At 71.0% G+C, this 21,584-nt stretch carries 19 protein-coding genes and 1 pseudogene; 11 read left to right on the top strand and 9 right to left on the bottom strand.

Going from position 1 to position 21,584, the window contains the following annotated elements; genetic code table 11:
• Window positions 1-119: 119 nt before the first annotated feature.
• Complete coding sequence (locus tag Asi03nite_RS20540; RefSeq protein ID WP_203682041.1) at window positions 120-350, top strand: zinc-ribbon domain-containing protein; 231 nt, start codon at window positions 120-122, stop codon at window positions 348-350.
• Here Asi03nite_RS20540 and glpK (Asi03nite_RS20535) read toward each other — a convergent pair.
• Entirely contained in the window at window positions 344-1,840 is a 1,497-nt protein-coding gene (gene glpK / locus Asi03nite_RS20535; protein WP_203682040.1) for a glycerol kinase GlpK, read from the bottom strand. The two genes, Asi03nite_RS20540 and glpK (Asi03nite_RS20535), sit on opposite strands and share 7 nt — an antisense overlap.
• A 44-nt stretch (window positions 1,841-1,884) precedes the next feature.
• Entirely contained in the window at window positions 1,885-2,640 is a 756-nt protein-coding gene (locus tag Asi03nite_RS20530) for an IclR family transcriptional regulator (protein WP_203682039.1), read from the bottom strand.
• 124 nt (window positions 2,641-2,764) lie between these two features.
• On the opposite strand from Asi03nite_RS20530, the gene Asi03nite_RS20525 reads away from it, so the two are divergent.
• Both Asi03nite_RS20525 and glpK (Asi03nite_RS20520) read left to right on the top strand, forming a co-directional pair.
• Complete coding sequence (locus tag Asi03nite_RS20525; RefSeq protein ID WP_203682038.1) at window positions 2,765-3,601, top strand: MIP/aquaporin family protein; 837 nt, start codon at window positions 2,765-2,767, stop codon at window positions 3,599-3,601.
• Entirely contained in the window at window positions 3,594-5,111 is a 1,518-nt protein-coding gene (gene glpK, locus Asi03nite_RS20520) for a glycerol kinase GlpK (protein WP_203682037.1), read from the top strand. Before Asi03nite_RS20525 ends, glpK (Asi03nite_RS20520) begins: the two co-directional genes overlap by 8 nt.
• Before the next feature lie 252 nt (window positions 5,112-5,363).
• Here the strand turns inward: glpK (Asi03nite_RS20520) and Asi03nite_RS20515 are convergent, their stop codons facing one another.
• From Asi03nite_RS20515 to Asi03nite_RS20500, 4 genes are all read right to left on the bottom strand, one after another.
• Complete coding sequence (locus Asi03nite_RS20515) at window positions 5,364-5,954, bottom strand: TetR/AcrR family transcriptional regulator (protein WP_239102807.1); 591 nt, start codon at window positions 5,952-5,954, stop codon at window positions 5,364-5,366.
• A gap of 124 nt (window positions 5,955-6,078) precedes the next feature.
• Window positions 6,079-8,238 carry a carbohydrate-binding module family 20 domain-containing protein gene (locus tag Asi03nite_RS20510; RefSeq protein WP_203682036.1) on the bottom strand — a complete coding sequence of 720 codons (2,160 nt, stop codon included), beginning with the start codon at window positions 8,236-8,238 and terminating at the stop codon, window positions 6,079-6,081.
• 192 nt (window positions 8,239-8,430) lie between these two features.
• Entirely contained in the window at window positions 8,431-8,994 is a 564-nt protein-coding gene (locus tag Asi03nite_RS20505; protein WP_203682035.1) for a copper resistance CopC family protein, read from the bottom strand.
• Window positions 8,995-9,221: 227 nt separating this feature from the next.
• Window positions 9,222-10,283, bottom strand: coding sequence for a glycoside hydrolase family 26 protein (locus tag Asi03nite_RS20500; RefSeq protein WP_239102806.1), 1,062 nt, complete (start codon window positions 10,281-10,283; stop codon window positions 9,222-9,224).
• Window positions 10,284-10,553: 270 nt separating this feature from the next.
• Here Asi03nite_RS20500 and Asi03nite_RS20495 point away from each other — a divergent pair, with 270 nt between their 5' ends.
• The 5 genes from Asi03nite_RS20495 to Asi03nite_RS20475 all read left to right on the top strand — a co-directional run bounded on the left by Asi03nite_RS20495 (window position 10,554) and on the right by Asi03nite_RS20475 (window position 16,362).
• On the top strand, window positions 10,554-10,898 hold the full coding sequence (locus Asi03nite_RS20495) for a nuclear transport factor 2 family protein (RefSeq protein WP_203682032.1): 345 nt from the start codon (window positions 10,554-10,556) through the stop codon (window positions 10,896-10,898).
• 328 nt (window positions 10,899-11,226) lie between these two features.
• Complete coding sequence (locus tag Asi03nite_RS20490; protein WP_203682030.1) at window positions 11,227-12,921, top strand: ABC transporter substrate-binding protein; 1,695 nt, start codon at window positions 11,227-11,229, stop codon at window positions 12,919-12,921.
• Window positions 12,918-13,802 (top strand): ABC transporter permease, encoded by an 885-nt coding sequence (locus Asi03nite_RS20485; protein WP_203682028.1) that lies wholly within the window; start codon window positions 12,918-12,920, stop codon window positions 13,800-13,802. The genes Asi03nite_RS20490 and Asi03nite_RS20485 overlap by 4 nt, the downstream gene beginning before the upstream one ends.
• Window positions 13,799-14,788, top strand: a complete 990-nt coding sequence (locus Asi03nite_RS20480) for an ABC transporter permease (RefSeq protein WP_203682026.1) — start codon at window positions 13,799-13,801, stop codon at window positions 14,786-14,788. The genes Asi03nite_RS20485 and Asi03nite_RS20480 overlap by 4 nt, the downstream gene beginning before the upstream one ends.
• Complete coding sequence (locus Asi03nite_RS20475; RefSeq protein WP_203682024.1) at window positions 14,785-16,362, top strand: dipeptide ABC transporter ATP-binding protein; 1,578 nt, start codon at window positions 14,785-14,787, stop codon at window positions 16,360-16,362. Before Asi03nite_RS20480 ends, Asi03nite_RS20475 begins: the two co-directional genes overlap by 4 nt.
• Before the next feature lie 190 nt (window positions 16,363-16,552).
• Here the strand turns inward: Asi03nite_RS20475 and Asi03nite_RS20470 are convergent, their stop codons facing one another.
• A complete protein-coding gene (locus Asi03nite_RS20470) occupies window positions 16,553-17,122 on the bottom strand; it encodes a 3'-5' exonuclease family protein (protein ID WP_203682022.1) in 570 nt (189 codons plus the stop codon).
• A 95-nt stretch (window positions 17,123-17,217) separates the two neighbouring features.
• On the opposite strand from Asi03nite_RS20470, the gene Asi03nite_RS37970 reads away from it, so the two are divergent.
• Window positions 17,218-18,003, top strand: a complete 786-nt coding sequence (locus tag Asi03nite_RS37970; protein WP_239102805.1) for an SCO4651 family lipoprotein — start codon at window positions 17,218-17,220, stop codon at window positions 18,001-18,003.
• 430 nt (window positions 18,004-18,433) lie between these two features.
• Here the strand turns inward: Asi03nite_RS37970 and Asi03nite_RS20460 are convergent.
• A pseudogene (locus tag Asi03nite_RS20460) lies at window positions 18,434-18,883 on the bottom strand (cation transporter); the annotation flags it as partial.
• A gap of 11 nt (window positions 18,884-18,894) precedes the next feature.
• A complete protein-coding gene (locus Asi03nite_RS20455) occupies window positions 18,895-19,839 on the bottom strand; it encodes a DUF8832 domain-containing protein (RefSeq protein ID WP_203682021.1) in 945 nt (314 codons plus the stop codon).
• 333 nt (window positions 19,840-20,172) lie between these two features.
• Between Asi03nite_RS20455 and Asi03nite_RS20450 the strand changes: the two genes are divergently transcribed.
• The gene (locus Asi03nite_RS20450; protein ID WP_203682019.1) at window positions 20,173-20,496 is read left to right on the top strand and encodes a hypothetical protein; all 324 of its coding nucleotides are present in this window, start codon (window positions 20,173-20,175) and stop codon (window positions 20,494-20,496) included.
• 90 nt (window positions 20,497-20,586) lie between these two features.
• The gene (locus tag Asi03nite_RS20445) at window positions 20,587-21,351 is read left to right on the top strand and encodes an alpha/beta fold hydrolase (RefSeq protein WP_203682017.1); all 765 of its coding nucleotides are present in this window, start codon (window positions 20,587-20,589) and stop codon (window positions 21,349-21,351) included.
• Window positions 21,352-21,584: the final 233 nt, after the last annotated feature.

Raw genomic sequence — 21,584 nt, 5'->3', positions numbered from 1 at the left:
GCGGCGGCGAGCCCCCTGCCGGTGCGGTGCGCGGGTGCGGTGCCGGCGTGCGTGTGGGGGGAGGGGTGCGGACGGGCGTACGAAGTGCGGAGCTGGCGGGCCGGTGTCACGCTTGGGGCATGTTCTTCCTGTTGTTCGGGCTCCGGACCCGCGACGAGATCGTCGATACCACGGTGGCTACCTGTGAGGTCTGCGGGTGGACCGCCCCGCAGCAGCGGCTGGCCCGGACCACCCGGTTCACGCTGTTCTTCGTCCCGCTCTTCCCGGTGCGGCCGAAGAGGCACCTGCTGCGGTGCGGCCACTGCATGGCGCTGCGCGCCGCTCACCCGCAGGCCGCGTACGCCTACTGAGCCGGCTGGATCCAGTCGAACGTGCGCTCGACGGCGCGCCGCCAGTTGGCGTACTCGCGGTCGCGCAGGCCCGGTTCCATCGAGGGCATCCACTGGCCGGCGATGTGCCAGTTGCGGCGCAGCCCGTCCAGGTCCGGCCAGTAGCCGACGGCGAGCCCGGCCGCGTACGCCGCGCCCAGGGACACCGTCTCGACGGCGAGGGGCCGGACCACAGGCACGTCCAGCACGTCGGCGATCATCTGCATGAGCAGGTTGTTCGCCGTCATCCCGCCGTCGACCTTGAGCGTCTTCAGCGCCAGCCCGGAGTTCGCGTTCATCGCGTCGACCACCTCCCGGGTCTGCCAGGCGGTCGCCTCCAGGACCGCCCGGGCCAGATGACCCTTGGTGATGTACGAGGTCAGGCCCACGATCACGCCGCGTGCCTCGGACCGCCAGTGCGGCGCGTAGAGGCCGGAGAAGGCCGGCACGATGTAGCACCCGCCGTTGTCCGCCACCGTACGCGCCAGGGTCTCGATCTCGGGCGCGCTGGAGATCAGTTCGAGCTGGTCGCGGAACCACTGGACCAGCGAGCCGGTGATCGCGATCGAGCCTTCCAGCGCGTAGCTCGCCGGCTCGCCGGCCACCTGGTAAGCCACCGTGCTGAGCAGGCCGTGCCCCGGCCGGATCAGTTCCGTGCCGGTGTTGAGCAGCAGGAAGCTGCCCGTCCCGTAGGTGCACTTGGCCTCGCCGGGGGTGAAGCAGGTCTGCCCGAACAGCGCCGCCTGCTGATCGCCGAGCGCGGCCCCGATCCGTACCCCGGGAAATGCCTGGCAGGCGGTGCCGAAGGCGCCGATCGAGGCGCGCACCTCCGGCAACATCGCGCGGGGTATCCCGAAGAAGTCGAGCGCCTCCGCCGACCAGTCCAGCTCGTGCACGTCGAGCAGCATCGTCCGGCTGGCGTTCGTCACGTCGGTGACGTGCGCGCCGCCGGTCAGGTTCCAGATCAGCCAGGTCTCCATGGTCCCGCAGAGCACCTCGCCGCGTTCGGCGCGCGCCCGCAGCCCTGGCGTGTGGTCCAGCATCCAGCGCAGCCGAGGGCCGGAGAAGTACGTCGCCAGCGGCAGGCCGGAGATCTCCGCGACGGCGGCGGCGCGCGGGTCCGAGGCCAGGGAGTTGACCAGGGCGTCGGTCCGGGTGTCCTGCCAGATGATCGCCCGTCGCACCGGCACACCGGTGCGACGGTCCCAGATCACCGTCGTCTCCCGCTGGTTGGCGATCCCCACCGCCGCCACCTGGTCGATGGTGATCCCGGCCCGCCGTAGCGCCCGGGGCGCCAGCCGCTCCACGTTGCGCCAGATCTCCATGGCGTCGTGCTCCACCCAGCCCGGCTTCGGGAAGTGCTGCTTGTGCTCCTGCTGGGCGAGGGAGACCAACTGCCCGCGCCGGTCGAACACGATGCATCGCGTCGAGGTGGTCCCCTGGTCGATCGCGACCACGTAGCGCTCGGTCATGATCCTCCCCCTTGCCGCCGGCCGTTCCCGGTCCGGCGCCGCCGTCATTGCCGGGCCGCTCCCATCTCCCGTGAGATGGCCCGGGCCGCGTCCCGCACGCTGGTGATCAGGTGCGGGTGTGGCCGGTAGTGGCTGTCGCAGATCCGCTCGACCGGTCCGGAGACGCCGATCGCGCCGATCACCAGCCCGCCGTAGCCGCGGATCGGCGCCGCGACCGCCGCCTGGCCGAGGGTGTGTTCCTCGATGTCGGCGGCCCAGCCGTGTTCCCGGATCCGGTCCAGCGCCGCCCCGATGTCGCGGGGCGTGACCAGGGTCTTCCGGGTGTACGCGGTCAGCTCGTCGCGCGGGCTCCCGGCGCGGTACGCCAGTAGCACCTTGCCCAGAGCTGTCGCGTGCAACGGCAGCAGCGTGCCCACGTCAAGCGTCTGGAACGTGTCGTCCGGCCGGAACACGTGGTGCACGACCAGCACCTGTCCTTGTAGGACCGTGCCGATCCGGACGGCCTCGCCGCTGCGCGCCGCCAGCGGATCCGCCCAGTTGATCGAGCGGGACCGCAGCTCGTTGATGTCCAGGTAGCTGGTTCCCAGGTGCAGCAGGGCCGCCCCGAGCTGGTACTGCCCGGACACCCGGTCCTGCTCGACGAAGCCGACGCCCTGCAGCGTGCGCAGGATGCCGTGGGTAGTGCCCTTGGCCAGGTCCAGCGCGCGGGCGATCTCGCTGAGCCCGAGCCGTCCCGGCCCGCCGGCGAGCATCCGCAGGATCGCGGCCGCGCGCTCGATGGACTGCACTGTTCCCGGCATGTTTCGCACTCTAGGCGTTCACGCCGGGGCCTGCCGTGATTGAGGTTCGACAATGCCGACCGCTGTTCGTTGCTCCCGGCCCGGCGGGCTTCATACCGTCCGGAGATCGGACGAAGGAGGGAGCATGACCGCTCGACTCAAAGTTCCTGGACTCGCCGGTGAGCTCGCGGCGGAGTTCGCCGGCACGCTCATCCTGATCCTGTTCGGCTGCGGGGTGGTGGCCCAGGTCGTCGCCGGCGGGATCGGGGATCACGACAGCATCGCCTGGGCCTGGGGCCTGGGCGTCACGCTCGGCGTGTACGTCGCGGCGCGGCTCAGCGGCGCCCATCTCAACCCGGCGGTGACCGTCGCGCTCGCCGTCTTCAAGGGCTTCTCCTGGCGGAAGGTGGCGCCGTACGCGCTGGCCCAGCTCCTCGGCGCGTTCGTCGCCGCGCTGCTGGTGCGCTGGAATTACACGGAGGTCCTGCACGCCGCGGACCCCGGGCTGACGATCAAGACACAGGGGGTCTTCTCCACGCTGCCGGGCAACGGCAGCCTGCCGGTCGGTGAGTGGGGCGCGTTCCGCGACCAGATCATCGGCACGGCGATCCTACTCTTCGTGATCCTGGCGCTGACCGACGTGGCCAACAACCCGCCGGCCGCCAACCTCGGCCCGTTCGTGGTCGGCCTGCTGGTGGTGGCCATCGGGATGGCCTGGGGCACCGACGCCGGCTACGCGATCAACCCGGCCCGTGACTTCGGGCCGCGCCTGGCCAGCTTCCTCACCGGGTACGAGGGAGCATTCCGAGATCAGACCGGCTATCTCTACTTCTGGATCCCGATCGTGGGACCGATCATCGGTGGTGTGGCCGGCGCCGGTCTGTACCAGTATCTGATCGGACGATTCCTGCCGTCGGCCGAGCCCCAGGACGTGGGCGAGGTGCCGGCGGCACGTGACAGTGTGGAGGCGAACCGTGGCTGACTTCGTCGGGGCCGTGGACCAGGGCACGACCAGCACCCGTTTCATGATCTTCGACCATGGCGGCAACGAGGTGGCCCGCCACCAGCTCGAACACGAGCAGATCCTGCCGCGGGCCGGCTGGGTCGAGCACAACCCGATCGAGATCTGGGAGCGTACGGTCGCGGTGGTGCGCACCGCGATGCAGAGGGCCGACCTGGGGGCGAGTGACCTGGCCGCGGTCGGCATCACCAACCAGCGCGAGACAGCGGTCGTCTGGGACCGGCGGACCGGCCGGCCCTACTACAACGCCATCGTCTGGCAGGACACCCGCACCGACCGGATCGCCTCGGCGCTCGACCGGGACGGCCGCGGCGACGTGATCCGGCGCAAGGCGGGACTGCCGCCGGCCACGTACTTCTCCGCCGGCAAGATCCAGTGGATCCTGGAGAACGTCGACGGGGTCCGGGAGGCGGCCGAGCGCGGCGACGCGCTGTTCGGCAACACCGACAGCTGGCTGCTCTGGAACATCACCGGCGGAGCGAGGGGCGGCAACCACGTCACCGACGTGACGAACGCCAGCCGCACGATGCTGATGGACCTGGAGACGCTGGACTGGGACGACGAGCTGCTGTCGTTCTTCGGCATCCCGCGGCGGATGCTCCCGGAGATCCGGCCGTCGTCCGACCCGGCCGGTTACGGCACGGCGCACGTGGACGGGCCGCTCGGCGGGGACGTGCCGCTCACCGGTGACCTCGGCGACCAGCAGGCGGCCACGGTCGGCCAGGTCTGCTTCTCGCCCGGGGAGGCCAAGAACACCTACGGCACCGGCAACTTCATGCTGCTCAACACCGGGAACAACCTGGTGCGCTCGGAGAACGGGCTGCTCACCACGGTCTGCTACAAGTTCGGCGACGCCGCGCCGGTGTACGCGCTGGAGGGCTCGATCGCGGTCACCGGCTCGGCCGTGCAGTGGCTGCGCGACCAGTTGCACATCATCAAGTCGGCGGACCAGAGCGAGGCGCTCGCGGCGCAGGTGCCGGACAACGGCGGGGTGTACTTCGTGCCGGCGTTCTCCGGGCTGTTCGCGCCGTACTGGCGGTCCGACGCGCGCGGCGCGATCGTCGGGCTGTCCCGGTTCAACACCGACGCGCACATCGCCCGGGCCACCCTGGAGTCGATCTGCTACCAGACCCGGGACGTGGTCGACGCGATGGCCCAGGACTCCGGCGTCACGCTGGACGTGCTCAAGGTGGACGGCGGGATCACCGTCAACAACCTCGCCATGCAGATCCAGGCGGACGTGCTGGGCGTGCCGGTGAGCCGGCCGGTGGTCGCGGAGACCACGGCGCTCGGCGCGGCGTACGCGGCCGGTCTCGCTGTCGGTTTCTGGAAGTCCACGGACGAGCTGCGCGAGAACTGGAACGAGTCGCAGCGATGGCAGCCGAACTGGTCGGCGGAGCAGCGGGAGCAGGGCTACGGCCGCTGGAAGAAGGCGGTGCAGCGGACCCTCGACTGGGTGGACGTGGACTGATGTCGGCCCGCTCACCGCGGACCCGGGACGCCGCCCCGGCGGGGCCGAGGCCGGCGTGCCGGTGATCGGTGGTGGGCGGCCCCGGACGTGGTCAGCGCCGCATCCCCCGTAGAACACCATCGCCGTGGTATGCCCGTGGCGGCCGCCGGCCCTCGGCTGGTTCTCATGGTTGTCCCGACGCCGTTGGGACAACCATGGCGACCAGCCGGAAAGCGGGACGCGCGCCGCGGCCGGGGGCCGTGGGCGTACCGGCTAGATCGGGGTTTTCATCAGGGCCCGCACCACGTCGCGCAGGGGGAGCGTGAGATCGTCGGCGGAGGCCGACGCCAGCGGCTCCAGGTTCGACGCGCGCAGCAGGGTCACGCCGATCGCCGTGGACAGCAGGATCTGCGCCCGCAGGATGTCCGGGTCCGCACCCTGCAGGGAGGCCGCCTTCGCGAGCTTCTCGGCGAACGCGTGCAGGAAGCGCAGGCGGATCCGGTCGGCGTGCTCGTCGCCGGAGGAACGCAGGATCAGCAACAGGCTGTGACTGGGCCCGCCGGCCGTGCTCTGGCCCACCGCCTGCCTGGCTATCGTCTCCGGTACCTCACCGGGCGTGACGTCCCCGGCGGCCGCCCGGAGTTCCGCGAAACTGGCGGCCAGAGCCGCTTCGAACAGTCCTTCCTTCGACTCGAAGTACCTGTTGATCAGGGCGACGTTGACCCCCGCGTCGTCGGCGATGTCACGCACGGTGGTCCCCGCGTACCCGGCGTTCGCGAACCGGCGCCGGGCCGCGTCGAGCAGCGCCTGCCGGGTGCGGGCCGCGTCCCGCCGCCGGGGCGGCGGGGTCGAGCTGGTCGTCACGCCCGCAAGTGTGACGCAGGCGCGCCCGGGGACATCGTGCGGGGCGGTTCCCGAAGTGACCGGAAAGGATCGCGCGAGGAAGTCGTCACGAACCGCCGGGGCGGGCCGCCCCGGCGGCGGAGGTCTACTTCCAGGTGTCGCTGACGGTGTACGAGGTGCCGGTCCCCGTCGTGTACGACCGGTTGCCCCCGGACTCCCAGGTGACGTTTCCGGAGGCGTCCTTCTTCAGGTACTTGTACTCGAAGGTGGTGCTCCGCGGCAGCACCACCGCCCGGCTCCAGGTCGTCGAGCCGGCCGCCGGGAGCGGGATCGCGTCCGCGACGTTCCAGCCGCCCAGCGCCGGGATCGAGCCCACCACGTACACCTTGGTCCCGGTCGTCGTGGCCGCCGTCTCGGTGAAGGTCACCGACGTGGCGCTCGCGTCCGCCAGGTTGAAGCTGTTGCTGAGGGTCACCGCCGAGGTGCCGGTGCTGACCGCCCGGTTCGCGTTGCTCTCCCAGGTGACGCTCCCGGAGGCGTCCTTCTTCAGGTACTTGTACTCGAAGCTGGAGTTCGACGGCACCGTCACCGCGGACGTCCAGTACGGGTAGCCGCTGGACGACAGGGCGACGGCCTTCGACGTGTCCCAGCCGCCGAGGGCGGCGTTGGACCCCACCACGTAGACGCTGGTCCCACTGGTGGTGGGGGCGTAGACGCCGAAGGTCGCCGCGACCGTGCCGGCCGGGGGCGGGGCGGGCGAGGACGAGGTGGGCGGCGTGCTGGTGGCCGACCTCGCGTTCACGTCGATCGCCACCGCGCCGTTCGCCGGGATGGTCACCGAGGCGCTGCCGCCGGACACCGTGATCGAGGTCCCCGCGCACCCGCCGCTGGCCGCCCCGCCGGTGATCCGGTCACAGTAGGTGCCGTTCGCGAGCCCGGTCCGGTAGGTGGCGGTGGACGCGCTGCCGGACCGGTTCACGCCGAACCACCCGAGCGACCCACGACTGAAACCGATCACGTTGCTGGCGGTGTTCGTCCAGTTCGACACGGTCTTCACCGACTGCGTGGTGTTGCGCCACGCCACCATGCCCTTGACCCCGGTGCTCTGCGTCAGGCACTGCCACGCGCCGTTCGAGCAGTTGGTGTCGCTGACGTACCCGCCGGAGCCGGCCGGCGGCGAGGCCCCGGTCGCCGAGGTGGAGAAGCTGAAGCCGTCGTAGAGGAACGGCTGCCCGTACGGGTACGCGAGCAGGAAGTAGTTCGCCAGGGTGTACGTGCTGCCATCCTGGTAACGCAGCGTGCTGCCGTTGCGCTCCAGGTCGTGGTTGGTGACCATGGCCGCGGTGAGATCGCTGGACGCGTCCAGGCTCCACGAGCCGATCCCGGAGAGGTTCGCCAGCGTCCCGTTGGCGAACTGCGTCTTCAGCCCGTAGGCGTAGGAGAAGCCGAGCACGTCGCCGATGCCGGTGTAGGCCGACGGCGCGATCGCGCCACTGCCACCCGGGATGACCTCCTGCGCGAAGTACGGCGCCCGGCCCTCCGCCGTGGTGTTGTGCAGCTGCGACTTGATCGCGGAAAGATCCGAGGCGGCCATGTGCTTCGCGGCGTCCACCCGGAAGCCGTCCACGCCCCAGTCGATCAGCTTGTTGAGGTAACCCGCGATCTTCATACGGACCGAGCCGTCCTGCGATTTCAGGTCGGAGAGCGCCACCAGCTCGCAGTTCTGCACCTCGGCGGCGTTGTTGTCGTCGTCGATCACGCCGTCCTCGTCGGCGCAGTACCCGTCGTTCGGGTGGTGGAAGTCGCCGTACGAGTAGGGCACCGCAGGGTACGAGTAGCCGCCCGGGTCGAATGTCGAGCCGCCGTACCCGGTGGTCACCGTGTTGTTCGTGCCGGCCATGTGGTTGATCACCGCGTCCACGTAGACCCGGACGCCGGCGTTGTGACAGGCGGTCACCATGCCGGTGAACTCGGCCTGCGTGCCGAGCCGGCCGGAGATGTTGTACGAGACCGGCTGGTACACCTCCCACCACGGGTGCGCGCCGTCGCCCGTGGACGCCAGGGTGACCGATTCCTGGGGTGGGGCGACCTGGACCGCGCCGTACCCGGCCGGGCCGAGCTGACTGGTGCAGGCGGCCGCGATGGAGCGGAAGTTCCACTCCCACAGGTTCGCGGTCACGTCACTGTTGTTGAGGGTCACGGCGGCGCCGGCCGTGCCGGCCAGACTGACCCCGACCAGGCCCGCGGCGGCCAGCGCGAGGCTGGTCACGGACCCGAGCAGCAGGGTGCGGGTGCTTCTCTTCATGGGGGATGCTCTTTCGCCGAGAAGTCGAGTGAGCTGGGGACGGGTGAAACTTCTTGCATGGGGTTGCAAGCCGTTGCAGTTGTTTCAGCAAGTTACCAAGCTGTGTCAGACTCGTAAAGACATCGAGCGCTGTCCGGGCAAAAAAGAAGGCGCCCCCGTCCGGGGGCGCCTGCGCGGTGTCGGAGCCGGGGACTACTCGGTGGCGTTGCGGCGCCGCACGAAGACGAAAACGGCGGCGCCGGCCAGGACCAGGATGCCGATCCCGGCGACCAGGCCCAGCCACGGCCCGCCGGAGGTCGTGCTCACCGTCTCGGCCCCGGCGACCGTCTGCGTGGCCACCGGCGCGGCGGCCGAACTGGGCGCCTCGGAGACAACCGGTGCCGCGGAGGGTGCGGCCACCGGGGCCGCGACCGTGAACGTGTAGGAGCTCTTCACCACGTCACCGTCGTCCGCGGTGAGCTGCCACGCGACCGTGTACTTCCCGTTCGCCAGCGGCTCGTCGAACGTCACCGAGACGGTCTTCCCGCTGACCTCCGGGGTCGCCCCGATCGCCCCGTCCGGTCCGGCCACGGTCAGCTTGGTGCTGCCCGCGTCCAGCTTCTCGAGGAAGGTCAGCCTCACCGCGGCGGGCGCCTTCCGCACCGTCGAGCTCTTCGCCGGCACCGCCTCGACCAGCGGGTTGTGCGCGGCGGCCGGGGCGGCCGGGATCAGCACCGCGAACATCGCGGCGAGGGCAGTCAGGAGGCGCTTGGTCATGTCGGCAGATCCTTCTCGTCAGGTTCCCGGTTGGTCGCCCCGCACCGGCGGTTGGTTCCCGCCGACCATCAAACCCGATCGGCGGTACGCCCCGAACCCCGCTCCCGGCTGGTCCTCGTGGTGGTCACTCCTGCCTCATCGCCACCATGAGGACCAGCCGCGAAACAGCGACCAGCCGCGAACAGCGACGAGCCGCCCGGCAATCGCCGGGCGGCTCGTCTCAGAAATCAGCGGACGGTCACGTTGAACAGCGGGTTCGCGGCCAGCTTGCGGAACGAGGCGAGCGACGCGGCCGAGCTGTCGATGCTGATGTCGCGGTCGCCGAACGCGTCCTTCTTCGTGTCGAAGTAGACGATCGCCTTGATCGCGGGACGCTTCGCCAGCTCCGGCAGGACGCTGTTGAACTGCGCGGACTTGTTCACGACCTTGCCGATACGGTGGTACGCGCCCCACTCGGCGATCATGATCGGCTTGCCCGGGTGGTTCTTGACGGCCCAGTCGTACCAGCCCTGCGAGCCGCCCTTGGCCTTACGGTCGAGCAGGTCCTTGAACACGCCGGCGTGGTAGTACTTCTTCTCCGCGCTGACGTACGAGTCCAGGCCGATCCAGTCGACGACGTCGTTGCCCGGGTAGAGGTCCTTCCACCAGGACTGCGCCATCCACTTCTCGTTGCCCATGTAGGCGACGACGCTCACCGCGTTGCTCACGCCCTTGCTCCGCAGGCGCTGGATCACGTGGCGGAACGACTTCGCGAAGTCCTTCGCGGTCATGCCCGACTTCGCGGCGGTGCGGACGTCGTCCTCCGGCTCGTGGTTGAGCACGAGGTAGAACTTCTCCGGGAACTTGGTCTTGAGGCGCGCGGCGAACGCGTCGATCCGCTTGTCGACCTTGCCCGCGGCGACGGCGGCCCAGGTGGTGCCGTACTCGACGCGCCAGTTCAGCAGCAGCACCCGCGGGTGCGCCTTGTCCCGGGCCATCGCGATCTCCGCGTCGGTGGGGAACTTCTCGTCACCCTTGTGGTAGGTGTGGAAGATCGTCGCGGTGCGGCCGCTCAGCTTCTCCCAGTTGCGGTGCTCGACGTCACGCGGCTTGCCGGTGAAGCCGCCGGCCGCGGTGCCCCACAGCACCCCGCAGCTCGGGACGAGCTTGGCGCCGGTCGTGCAGTTCTTCGAAGCGGTGGAAGCAACGGCGGGCGCGGCCTGGGCCGGCGTGGCCGTCATCGCGGTGCCGAGGCCGGCAACGAGAGCGGTCAGCGTCAGTACGGTCTTGCGCAGCGTCGAGCGCTTCACAGTCAATCTCCCCCGTGTTGTCCGGCGGTGTTGCCCGCCGGGCATGGGAAAGAGATTCCAGGGCGCGAGTTGTCACGACGGTTGCCGTCAAGGTGCGCGAAGGTTGCGGCGTTCCGCCGGCCGGGGGATCGGCTCGGGGTGACTTGTCGGCGGCGCGGAACCCGACATGAGAAAACCGGGATGTCCGTTTCGTGGGATAGGAAGTTTTCCGCGGATGGCTACCAGCGTGGTCATCGACTCCGGCGGTGGATCGATGCCATCGTGCGGGGCATGAGCATCAAGGACATCTTCCTGGCGGCGTTCGGCCGCTTCGCCGCCGGTGACGTCGAAGTGCTGAGAGAGGTCATCCGCGAGGACTTCGTCAACCACGACCCGGACAGCCCGCGCGAACGGGACGCCTGGATCGAGTACGTCGCCAACGGCCCGATCGCCACCTCGACCCTGGACCTCAAGCGGGTGATCGCCGACGACGAGTTCGTGGTGGCCCACTACGCGCTCGTCCCGCCGGAGGGCGGCTTCGGCGAGGCGGTCGCCGACATCTGGCGCTTCGACGGCGAGCTGATCGTGGAGCACTGGGCCGTGGCGCAGCCGGCCACCGCTCCCGGCCAGGTCTGAGCCGCGTGGCAGGTGTGAATCCGCCGGACGATTGCCGGAAGAATCCGGGCACTTTTACCTTCCCGGTATGAAAGCATACGTTTGTCTGGCGCTCACGGTGCTGGCCCCGGCCGGCCTGACGTCGCCCGCGGCGGGAGCCGGAGCCCGGCGGGGGGCGGCGTTCCGGCTGGGGCCCCGGGGTGTCTCACGGGTGTGAGGCACCCCTCCCGGCCAGCCGGCGAGCCGGCGGCGCGTGGCGGGGAGCTCGCGACGTACAAAAATTAAACGATTTGCATCGATTGTTGCGCGAATAGTGCACCTTGCCTATCGATCCGATAGGTTTACGCGCATGCGCAGACTGGTACCCGCTGTCCTTTCCGCAACCGTGCTGCTCGCCGGCTGCCAGGGCGGAGGCGGTGGCGACACCACCGGCTCGAATGCGGCCTTCGATCCCAAGACCTGCCAGGGTGGCACGCTCACCGTGCTGAACCAGGGCGGCATCACCCATCTCGACCCCGCGCGGCTCTACACCTCCGGCGGCGGCAACCTCCCGTCGCTGCTGTTCCGCACGCTGACCACGCGCAACCGGCAGCCGGGCGAGGCCGGCACCAAGCCGGCCCCGGACCTCGCGACCGACCTGGGCACCCCGTCCGACGGCGCGAAGACCTGGACCTACCACCTGCGCGACGGCATCTTCTTCGAGGACGGCACGCCGATCACCGCTGCCGACATCAAGTACGGCATCGAGCGCTCGTTCGCCCCCGAGCTGCCCGGCGGCGCGCCCTACTTCCGCGACTGGCTGGCCGGCGCGGCCGACTACCAGGGGCCGTACAAGCAGCCCGGCGGCATCAAGTCGATCGAGACACCGGACGACAAGACGATCATCTTCAAGCTGCGCAAGCCGGAGGGCGACTTCCCGTTCCTGGCCACCGCGACCCAGTTCGCGCCGGTGCCGAAGAGCAAGGACAAGGGCGCGGAGTACGAGGCCCACCCGATCTCCAGCGGCCCGTACCAGGTGGAGTCCTACGAGCCGAAGAAGTCCCTGGTCCTGGTCCGCAACAAGCACTGGTCCACGCAGGTCGACGAGCTGCGGTACGCGTGCCCGGACCGGATCGAGGTGACCGCCGGCCTGGACTCCGCGGTGATCAACCAGCGCCTGGTCACCGGCGCCGGCCAGGACGCCAACGCGGTCACCACCGACGCGGTCGTCGGCCCGGAGCAGCTCGCCCAGCTCGGCACCGGCTCGGCGCTGGACAAGCGGGTCACCCGCGGCGAGTTCCCGTCCACCACGTACCTCGCCTTCAACACCAAGAAGGCGCCGTTCGACAACCCCAAGGTGCGCGAGGCGCTGTCGTACGCGATCAATCGCACCTCGGTCGTCAACGCGCTCGGCGGTTCGGCGGTGGCCGGCCCGTCCACCACGTTCCTGCCCCCGCAGAAGGCCCTCGGCTACCAGCCGTACGACCACTTCCCGGCCGGCGACACCGGCAACCCGGACAAGGCCAAGCAGGTGCTCGCCGAGGCCGGGCTCAGCAATCCGACCATCGACCTGGCCTACCAGAACGACGACAGCGAGGGCATCGGGCCCAAGGTGGCCTCCGCCGTCCAGGAGGCGTTCAAGCAGGCCGGTGTCACGGTCGAGCTGAACGCCATCGACACCGCGACGTACCGCGACGTCACCGGCAAGCCGGCCACCCAGCCCGGCCTCGCGCTGGCCACCTGGGGCGCCGACTGGCCGTCCGGCGGGCCGTTCCTGATTCCGATCTTCGACGGCCGGCAGATCATCACCGCGGGCGGCAACTTCAACCTCGCGCAGTACAACGATCCCGAGGTGAACGCCGAGATCGACGCGATCAACGCGCTCACCGACCCGGCCGCGGCGGCCGCGCGCTGGGGCGCCCTGGACGCCAAGATCGGCAAGCTGGCCCTGGTCATCCCGCTGACCCACGAGAAGGACGTCTACCTGTACGGGAAGAACGTCAAGAACGCGTACGCGGACGGCTGGCGCGGGCAGCTCGACATCGCACGGATCTCGATCAAGTGATCCGTGTTCTGCGCAAGGACCGCGGCTTCGTCGCGGGGGCGGTGGTCGCCGGCCTGATGGTGCTGGTCGCGATCACCGCCCCGCTCCTCGCGGCGCTCGCCGGGCAGGACTACACGACGTACCACGACACGCTGCTCGACTCGGCCCGCGGCGGGGTGCCGAGCGGGCCGCTCGGCGGGATCAGCGGCGAGCACTGGCTCGGCGTCGAGCCGGGCACCGGCCGCGACCTGTTCGCCCGGCTGGTCTACGGCGCGCAGGTGTCGGTAGGCGTCGCGCTCGCCGCCACCGCCCTCGAGGTGCTGCTCGGCATCACGTTCGGGGTCGCCGCCGGACTCGGCGGCCGGTGGCTGGACGCCGGGCTGAGCCGGGTGATCGACCTGGTGCTGGCCGTCCCGATCCTGGTGCTGGCGGTCTCGCTGCTCGCGATCGTGCCGCAGGACTGGCCCCGGCCGCTGCTGCTGGCCACGGTCATCGCGCTGCTCGGCTGGGGCGGCACCGCGCGGATCAGCCGCGGCGAGACGCTCACCCTGCGGACCCGGGACTACGTGGCGGCCGCCCAGGTCTCCGGGGCGTCCTGGTGGCGGGTCGCGCGGCGGGAGATCCTGCCGGGCCTCACCGCGCCGATCCTGACGTACGCGGCCCTGCTGATCCCGTACAACATGATCGTCGAGGCCGGGCTGTCGTTCCTCGGCGTCGGGGTCCGCCCACCCACCCCGTCCTGGGGGCAGATGCTCTCCTCGGCCACCACCTGGTTCCGCGCCGACCCGCTCTACGTGTTCCTGCCGGGGGCGCTGCTGTTCCTCACTCTGCTCTCGTTCGTCCTGGTCGCCAACGGGCTGCGCCGCGCCCTCGACCCCCGCCAGACCGAGGTGCCCCGATGACCGGCTACCTGATCCGCCGGATCGGCGGCGCTCTGCTGGTGCTGTTCTTCCTGACCACGCTCGTCTACGGCCTGTTCTACCTGGCCCCCTCCGACCCGGCGATCCTGACCTGCGGCAAGGGCTGCACCCCGGAACGGCTCGCCGACGTGCGCGCCGCGATGGGCGTCGACGACCCGATCCCGGTGCAGTACTGGCACTTCCTGGAGGGCCTGGTCGCCGGCCGGGACTACCCGGCCGGCCCGGACGTCCGGCACTGCCCGGCGCCCTGCCTGGGCTACTCCTTCGAGACCGACCAGCCGGTCACCACCCTGCTGCTGGACCGCATCCCGGTCTCGTTCGCGCTGGCCCTCGGCGCCGAGGTGCTCTCCCTGGTGTTCGGGATCGGCGCCGGGATGCTGGCCGGGCTGCGCCGCTTCCGGATCCTGGACCGGGTGGTCAACGCCCTGATCCTGGCCGGTTACGCGGTTCCGGTCTTCCTGGTCGGCCTGCTGCTGCTCCTGCTGTTCTGCGTGCACCTGCAGTGGCTGCCGTTCCCCACCTACGTCCCGTTGACCACCGACCCGCTGCTCTGGGCGCAGAACCTGCTGCTGCCCTGGGTGTCCCTGGCGATCATCCAGGCCGCCGTGTACGCCCGGCTGACCCGGTCCGGGATCCAGGAGACCCTGGCCGAGGACCACATCCGGACAGCCCGGGCGTACGGGATCCCGGAACGCCGGATCCTCTGGCGCCGGGCCCTGCGCGGAGCGCTGCTGCCGCTGGTCACGCTCACCGCCATCGACATCGCCGGGATCATGACCGGCGCGGTGCTCACCGAGACCATGTTCGGCCTGCCCGGCGTGGGGCAGCTGCTGGTCGGCGCGGTACGCCAGATCGACCTGCCGGTGGTCGTCGGGGTGACCCTGCTCACCGGCCTGATCATCGTGGTCGCGAACGCGGCGGCCGACCTGCTCTATGCCGCCGTCGACCCCCGGGTGCAACTGCGATGACTCTTCTTCAGGTGACGGATCTGCGGATCTGTTTCGGTGACAAGCGCGCCGTGGACGGGCTGTCCTTCTCGCTCGAGGCCGGCGGGTCGCTCGGCATCGTGGGCGAGTCCGGCTCCGGCAAGAGCGCCACGGCGCTGGCGCTGCTCGGGCTGCACCAGTCGGCAGTCGTCACCGGGTCGATCGACTTCGACGGCACCGATCTGGTCACCGCCGACCCGCGGCCCTTCCGCGGCGCGCGGATCGCCATGGTGTTCCAGGAGCCGCTGACCGCGCTCAACCCGTTCCAGACCGTCGGCGACCAGATCGCCGAGGTGTACCGGCTGCACACCGGGGCGTCCCGGCGCGCGGCGCGGGCGCGGGCCGTCGAGGTGCTCGGGCAGGTGCACATCCCGGACCCGGCGCGGCGCGCGTCGGCGTACCCCCATCAGTTCTCCGGTGGGATGCGGCAACGCGCGCTGATCGCGATGGCGATCGCCTGCCGTCCGCGACTGATCGTCGCGGACGAGCCCACCACGGCGCTCGACGTGACAGTGCAGGCGCAGATCCTCGACCTGCTCGACGAGGTGCGCGCCCGGACCGGGGCGGCGCTGCTGCTGATCAGCCACGACCTGGGCGTGGTGGCCGGGTCGGCGGAGTCGGTGGTGGTGATGCGCGACGGGCGGGCGGTCGAGTCCGGCACCACCGAGCAGGTGCTGCTCGCCCCCCGGCACGAGTACACCAGGGCGCTGCTGGCGGCGGTCCCGAAGCCGGGCACGCGCTCCTTCGAGCCGGGGGAGCCACTGCTGCGGCTGCACGACGTACGCAAGCATTTTCCGCAGCCGCGACGTGGCTCGCTGCGCAAACCTCCGCCGATCCGGGCGGTCGACGGCGTCAGCCTCGACGTGTGCGCCGGTGAGACGCTCGGCATCGTCGGCGAGTCCGGCACCGGCAAGACCACCCTGGCCCGGATGATGGTCGGCCTGGTCCCGCCCACCTCTGGATCGATCACCTTCGACGGGGTCGACATCGCGCGGCGGCGCGGCCGGTCGGTGCAGATGGTCTTCCAGGATCCGCTGTCCTCGCTCAACCCGAGACGGTCGATCGGCGAGAGCATCGCCGATCCGCTGCGCCTGGCGGGGGTGCGCGACCCGCGCGCCCGGGTGGTTGCCCTGCTGGACCGGGTAGGGCTGGCGGCGTCCGAATACGATCGTTATCCGCATCAGCTCTCCGGCGGCATGCGGCAACGGGTCGGCATCGCCCGCGCCCTCGCCCCGGCCCCGCGCCTGATCGTCTGCGACGAGCCGGTGTCCTCGCTGGACGTCACCACCCAGGCGCAGGTCCTCGCCCTGATCGAGGAACTGCGGGAGGAGCTGGGGTTCGCCCTGGTCTTCGTCTCGCACGACCTGGCGGTGCTACGGCAGATCGCCGATCGGGTGGCCGTGCTCAAGGACGGCGCCGTCGTGGAGATCGGAAAGACGAGCGAGGTGTACGAGCAGCCGCGCCACGCGTACACGAAGGAACTGCTCGCCGCCGTTCCGGTGACCGATCCCGCGGAGGCCCGGCGGCTGCGCGCTCTCCGCTCCGCCACGAATTGACCCGCCCGCCGGACTCCGGCCACGAGGCGCCTCCGACCGCCGGCCGCACGCGCGCGGCCGGCGGTCGGAGGCGCCTGAGCCGTCGCGAGAGACCTCCGGGTGCCGGCCGCGAGATGGCGGCCGGCTGCCAGGGGCGCCTCGACCGCCGCGAGGCGCCGCCGGGTGCCGGCCGCGGGTCGGCGGCTGGTGGTCAGGGGTTCTGGCGCTGGGCTCGTTCCCGGCGCATCGCGCAGAACAGCGCGCCCTGCTCGATCGCGTCGTCGAGCGCGACGTGACTGTGCGGGAAGTCCCCGAACCACCGCTTCGGCATGGCCCGCTTCACGGTGGCCCGGAACTCCGTGCCGAGCAACGCCATCGCATACGACTTGAGGTCCAGCGCGGAGTGCGAGAACGGGCTCACCCCGGTGAAGCGGATCAAATACCAGTACACGAACGTGAAGTCGAACCCTGCCGGATATCCAACGAAAACCGGCCGTCCGGGCAGTGTCTCCAGCCATCCGCGATACCGCTCCAGCGCGACGGCCGGGTCCTCCGGGTCTTTCCGGCAGGCCGCCCACGCGGCCGGCTGGGTGGCCCACCACCTCATCGTCGCCGGGTGCCCGGTGGCGCCCGGGAGCGTCTCCAGATTGGCGCTGAAGGTGTCGACCAGGGTGCCGTCCCCGCAGTAGGCCGCCGAGCCGAAGCTCAGCATCGAGTGCGGTCCGGGGATCGGGCCGTCCGTTTCGACGTCCGTGCTGACGTACACCTCCGCGCGTGCCATGCCGGCACTTTAGGCTCCGCCGCGCCCCCGGGCCACCGCATTGCCGGGACGGTCTAGGGTGAGCGGCCGATGCCTAGGGACGGGGAGACACCACGATGAAGATGCAACGTCTGGCCGTCACGGGTCTGGCCCTGGTGGCGATCGCCGGGCTCAGCGCCTGCGAGGACAAGGAGACGCCGGCCGCGACCGGCGGCGCCGGCTCGTCCGCCGCCGCCGAGGCGGCTGCCACGACCGCCCCGGCGGCCGGTGACGCGTCGCGGGAACTGGCCGCCGCCGCGGCCAAGCTCACCAACTCGACCGGCAAGATCCACATGACGATGATCGGCGGGATGACCGGCGACGGCTCGTTCGACACCCCGAAGCGGGCGGTCGACATGACGATGACGATGGCCGGGCTCGGCGACGTCAGCGTGCGCCAGATCGGCACCGATCTGTACATGAAGTTCGGCGGCTCCGCGGCCAAGGCGTACGGCAACGGCAAGTGGATGCACGTCGACGCCAGCAAGATGCCGGCCACCAGCTCGCTGAGTCTGGAGAAGAACGACCCGCGCAACTCGGCGAAGATGCTGGCCGAGGCCACCGAGGTGAAGGAGACCAGCGCCGGCAGGTACGCCGGCACGATCGACATCTCGAAGTCGCCGACGGTCACCGCCGAGATGCTCAAGGCTCTGGCGGGCAAGAGCACCCAGGTGCCGTTCACCGCGGAGGTGAAGGACGGGTACCTGAGCAAGATGTCGCTGGACATGGACTCGGTCGTGAAGGGCGCGGGCTCGGTCGACGCGACGTACTCCGACTTCGGCGCCAAGGTGGAGGTCGCCAAGCCGGCCAGGAGCGAGACGGTCGAGATGCCGGAGTCGGCGCTGAAGTCCCTCGGCGGCTGAGACAGTCCGGCAGTTGTCGACATGGGCGCGGGTGGACTGCGCCCTGGGCGGGGCGGTGCACGCCGGGCCGGGCTTCGCGGTCCGTGAGGCGGCCGCGCGATGGCGGCCGGGACCGTGGTCGAGGTCGCGTCCACCGCCACGGTCAGGTCGCCGCGGACCAGCGTCAGGTCCGACGCCTCGATCGCCACGTCCGCGCCGGTGCCCATGGCCAGCCCCCAGGTCGGCCTGGGCCAGGGCGGCCGCGTCGTTCACCCCGTCGCCGGCCATCGCCACCACCTTGCCGGACCGCTGCAGATCCGCGATCACGGCCACCTTCTCGGCCGGCAACACCCCGGCGATCACCTCGTCGATGCACGGTCCAGCCGTGCTGCTCCAGCAGGGCGGCGCGACCGGCCAGGACGTCCTTGCCGGCGACCTCGCCGCGTACCCCCGTGCCGAGCGAGACCAACGTGTCCATGGTGGCCGCGCCGTGGCGCAGGTTGGTCCAGGTGGCGCGGTGGAACGGCCAGCCGCCGTAGACGACGACCGGGGCGGCCAGGGTCAGCGAGAGCCACTGCCAGTAGTCGAACTGCCAGGCCGGGACCATCGCCAGCACGATCACCGGGACGCTCAGCAGTCCGGAGATGATCAGCCGGTCGCGGAGCGGGTCGGACTTCTCCGTCTCCTCCGGCTCGGCCGCCGGCAGCGTCGCGGTGTAGCCGGTCTTGTGCACCGTGGCGATCAGGTCGGCAGCGGTCACCCCGTCCGCGACCGTGGCGGTCGCCTTCTCGGTGGCGTAGTTGACGGAGGCGGTCACCCCGTCCATCCGGTTCAGCTTTCTCTCGATCCGCGAGGCGCAGGAGGCGCAGGTCATGCCGCCGATCTCAAGCTCGACAATCATCGCGTCCGCCCTCAGTCGTGGGTGTGCCCGGTGCCGGTGGTGGCGGTGAACTCGGCCAGGTGCACCGTCCCGCCGTGCTTGAACTCCAGGAAGAGCCGGTACGCCCCGGTGGACGGGACCGCGGCGTCGACAGTGACGTCCGAGCCGGCGGTGGCGCCGTCCCGCGGGTGCAGGTGCCGGTAGGCGAGGTCGCCCGGCCGCAGCGCGACCAGGTGCGCGAAAGAGCCGAGATACGGTTCGAGCGTCACCGGCTGACCGTTCCTGCTCACTGAGATCGTCATCCAGGACGTGCCGCCGGCCCGTGGGTCCCCGGCCCGGGTCACGGTGTAGCCGTCGGGGGACGCCTCCCAGGCCGGTCCCGGCAGCCCGCGCGGGCGGTAGTCACCGGGTGCGGTGACGTCGGCGCCGAGCACCAGGCCCTGTGCGCGGGCCTGCGGCGTGAAGTCGGCGAACACCCGATACGGCCCCGGGTCCCGGACGGTGAGCGGCGCCGACCAGGTGCCGTCGGGGGCCAGGGCCGGGTGCAGATGCTGATATCCGGCCATGTCCCGGCGGACCACGATGAGGTGCAGCTCGCCGGTGAACCCGGTGACCGGCTCGGCGTCCGGCCCGATGATCCGGAACGCGAACGTCTCCCGTCTCCCGGCCGGAAGTTCCGTGGTCAGCGGGATCAGCGTGTATCCGTCCTGGGTCACCTGCAGGCCGCCCGGAAGCGCCTTGCTCGCATCGTGCCCGCCGTGCGCCCCGGTCCCGGGGTTCCCCGCCGTGCCCGCGGAGTTTTCCCGCGCGGTATCGGAGTGCGCCCGCTCGACTCCGGAATGCGTGGTCGCAGCTTCGGGGTGCGCCGGCGTGGGCGTCGCGGGGTCCGGCCCGAACAGCCGCCCGGCTCCGGCCGCACCCCCGAACACCACGATCAATCCGAGCGCGTACGCGGTGAGCCGCACCGAAGTCCTCATACCCCCCACCATACACATACCCCCAGGGGGTACCAAGTCGGCCGCGCGCCGAGCGGTGTCACCTCTTCGCCCGGTCGCCGACGCGGCACGGCTGGCGGCTGACCCTCAGGGGGTGTGTCGCGGGCGCCGGGAGGTCCTTCCCGGCCAGCCGGCTCGTGGCGGCCGGCGTCCGGGGACGGGAGCCTGGAAGGCGCGAGGGCCGGCGTCAGGCACGTTCTTCAAGTTATAACGCGATTTCCACTGGTAAATCAGGTTCAAAGGTCTATATCTTTCGTGCTCCCACCGGCGCATGCTTCATGTCAGAAAGCAAGTCGGGTGCAGGGAGGCGACATCATGTTGCTGCAGGAGAATCCTTCCGCTCAGAGCCACCGCCGGACCGGATCCGGCGCCGACGACCAGGCCATGACCACGTCCGGCCGGCTCCGGGGCACCCCGCCGCGGCCGACGGCCTTCGCGCCGGGCCGGGCCTACCCGCCGATCACCTGGACGTCGCCGAGCCTCGGGCGGTCTGTTGCCGACGGCCTCGGCGGGATCAGCAAGGCGATGGTGGCGGCGGTGCTGACCGTCGGAGCGCTGGTCGCGGCCGGGATCGTCGCCGCCCTGCTGATAACGACGGTCGTCCAGGCCTTCGGCATCGACCTGGCCTCCCGCTACTGAGACCCGGCGCGGCCGGTCGAAGCCGGCCGTCCCCGGCGGGATGGCCGGAAGCTCTTCCGGAACCCGGCGCACATGCTGGATGATCTCGGCATGGCGACATTCCGATCCGGCGATGGCGTGGAGATCTTCTACGAGCTGTGGGAGACCGCGTCCGCCAGGCCGCCGGTGCTGCTGCACCACGGCTTCATCGCGGACGGGCGGACCAACTGGGTGCTGCCGGGTGTGGTGGCGGCGCTGACCGCCGCCGGCCGCCGGGTGGTGGCGATCGACGCTCGCGGCCACGGGCGGTCCGGCAAGCCGCACGACCCGGCGCTGTACGGCGAGTCGCGGATGTCCGACGACGTGATCGCCCTGCTCGACCTGCTCGGGATCACCGAGGTCGATCTGGTGGGGTACTCCATGGGCGCGATCGTGGCGCTGCTGACCGCCACCCGGGACGCGCGGGTGCGCCGCCTGGTGGCCGGCGGGGTGGGCGCCGGCGTGGTCGAGGTCGGCGGTCTGGACACCCGGGTGATCGGCGGGGAGCGGCTGCTGCACGCGCTGCGCACCGACGATCCCGCCGCGATCGCCGACCCGGCGGCGGCCGGTTTCCGGGCGTTCGTGGAGGCGGTCGGCGGGGACCGGCTGGCGCTCGCCGCGCAGGCGGCCGCGGCGCACGCCGACCCGATCCCGCTGGAGCTGGTCAGGGCGCCGGCGCTGGTGCTGGCCGGCGCGCAGGATCCGCTGGCCACCCGGCCGGAGGTGCTGGCCGGGGCGATTCCGGACGCGGTGCTGCGGACCGTGCCCGGCGACCACACGTCGGCGCTGCGCGACCCGGGGTTCGTACCGGCGCTGCTCGATTTTCTCGACGCCTGAGCGGGCCGGCGGCTGCCGGGCGAGCTCCGTCGCGGTTCATGCCCACTCCGGCTCGGCGACCGGTGGCGTCCCGCGCGTGTGGAACATCCCGATGGTCTTGAGGCCACACGCCTGGCCCTTGGCGCGTTCCGCCCCGGTCCAGGTGATCACCTCGTGGTCGGGCGCCGGCAGCAGCCGCGCGCCGGCGTCCCAGAGCTGGATGCGGTTGCCGCCGGGCTCGTAGACGTAGAGGA

This window comes from Actinoplanes siamensis, from assembly GCF_016862395.1.
GTDB lineage: Bacteria > Actinomycetota > Actinomycetes > Mycobacteriales > Micromonosporaceae > Actinoplanes > Actinoplanes siamensis.
Note: the sequence above shows the minus strand (reverse complement) of the source record. Positions and strands in the feature narration are given on the sequence as shown.

Excerpts from the sequence above, each read along its gene's own strand:
- Asi03nite_RS20540 (WP_203682041.1), top strand. The coding sequence starts at position 120 with ATGTTCTTCCTGTTGTTCGGGCTCCGGACCCGCGACGAGATCGTCGAT.
- glpK (WP_203682040.1), bottom strand. The coding sequence starts at position 1,840 with ATGACCGAGCGCTACGTGGTCGCGATCGACCAGGGGACCACCTCGACG.
- Asi03nite_RS20530 (WP_203682039.1), bottom strand. The coding sequence starts at position 2,640 with ATGCCGGGAACAGTGCAGTCCATCGAGCGCGCGGCCGCGATCCTGCGG.
- Asi03nite_RS20525 (WP_203682038.1), top strand. The coding sequence starts at position 2,765 with ATGACCGCTCGACTCAAAGTTCCTGGACTCGCCGGTGAGCTCGCGGCG.
- Asi03nite_RS20510 (WP_203682036.1), bottom strand. The coding sequence starts at position 8,238 with ATGAAGAGAAGCACCCGCACCCTGCTGCTCGGGTCCGTGACCAGCCTC.
- Asi03nite_RS20505 (WP_203682035.1), bottom strand. The coding sequence starts at position 8,994 with ATGACCAAGCGCCTCCTGACTGCCCTCGCCGCGATGTTCGCGGTGCTG.
- Asi03nite_RS20495 (WP_203682032.1), top strand. The coding sequence starts at position 10,554 with ATGAGCATCAAGGACATCTTCCTGGCGGCGTTCGGCCGCTTCGCCGCC.
- Asi03nite_RS20490 (WP_203682030.1), top strand. The coding sequence starts at position 11,227 with ATGCGCAGACTGGTACCCGCTGTCCTTTCCGCAACCGTGCTGCTCGCC.
- Asi03nite_RS20480 (WP_203682026.1), top strand. The coding sequence starts at position 13,799 with ATGACCGGCTACCTGATCCGCCGGATCGGCGGCGCTCTGCTGGTGCTG.
- Asi03nite_RS20475 (WP_203682024.1), top strand. The coding sequence starts at position 14,785 with ATGACTCTTCTTCAGGTGACGGATCTGCGGATCTGTTTCGGTGACAAG.
- Asi03nite_RS20470 (WP_203682022.1), bottom strand. The coding sequence starts at position 17,122 with ATGGCACGCGCGGAGGTGTACGTCAGCACGGACGTCGAAACGGACGGC.
- Asi03nite_RS37970 (WP_239102805.1), top strand. The coding sequence starts at position 17,218 with ATGAAGATGCAACGTCTGGCCGTCACGGGTCTGGCCCTGGTGGCGATC.
- Asi03nite_RS20455 (WP_203682021.1), bottom strand. The coding sequence starts at position 19,839 with ATGAGGACTTCGGTGCGGCTCACCGCGTACGCGCTCGGATTGATCGTG.
- Asi03nite_RS20450 (WP_203682019.1), top strand. The coding sequence starts at position 20,173 with ATGTTGCTGCAGGAGAATCCTTCCGCTCAGAGCCACCGCCGGACCGGA.
- Asi03nite_RS20445 (WP_203682017.1), top strand. The coding sequence starts at position 20,587 with ATGGCGACATTCCGATCCGGCGATGGCGTGGAGATCTTCTACGAGCTG.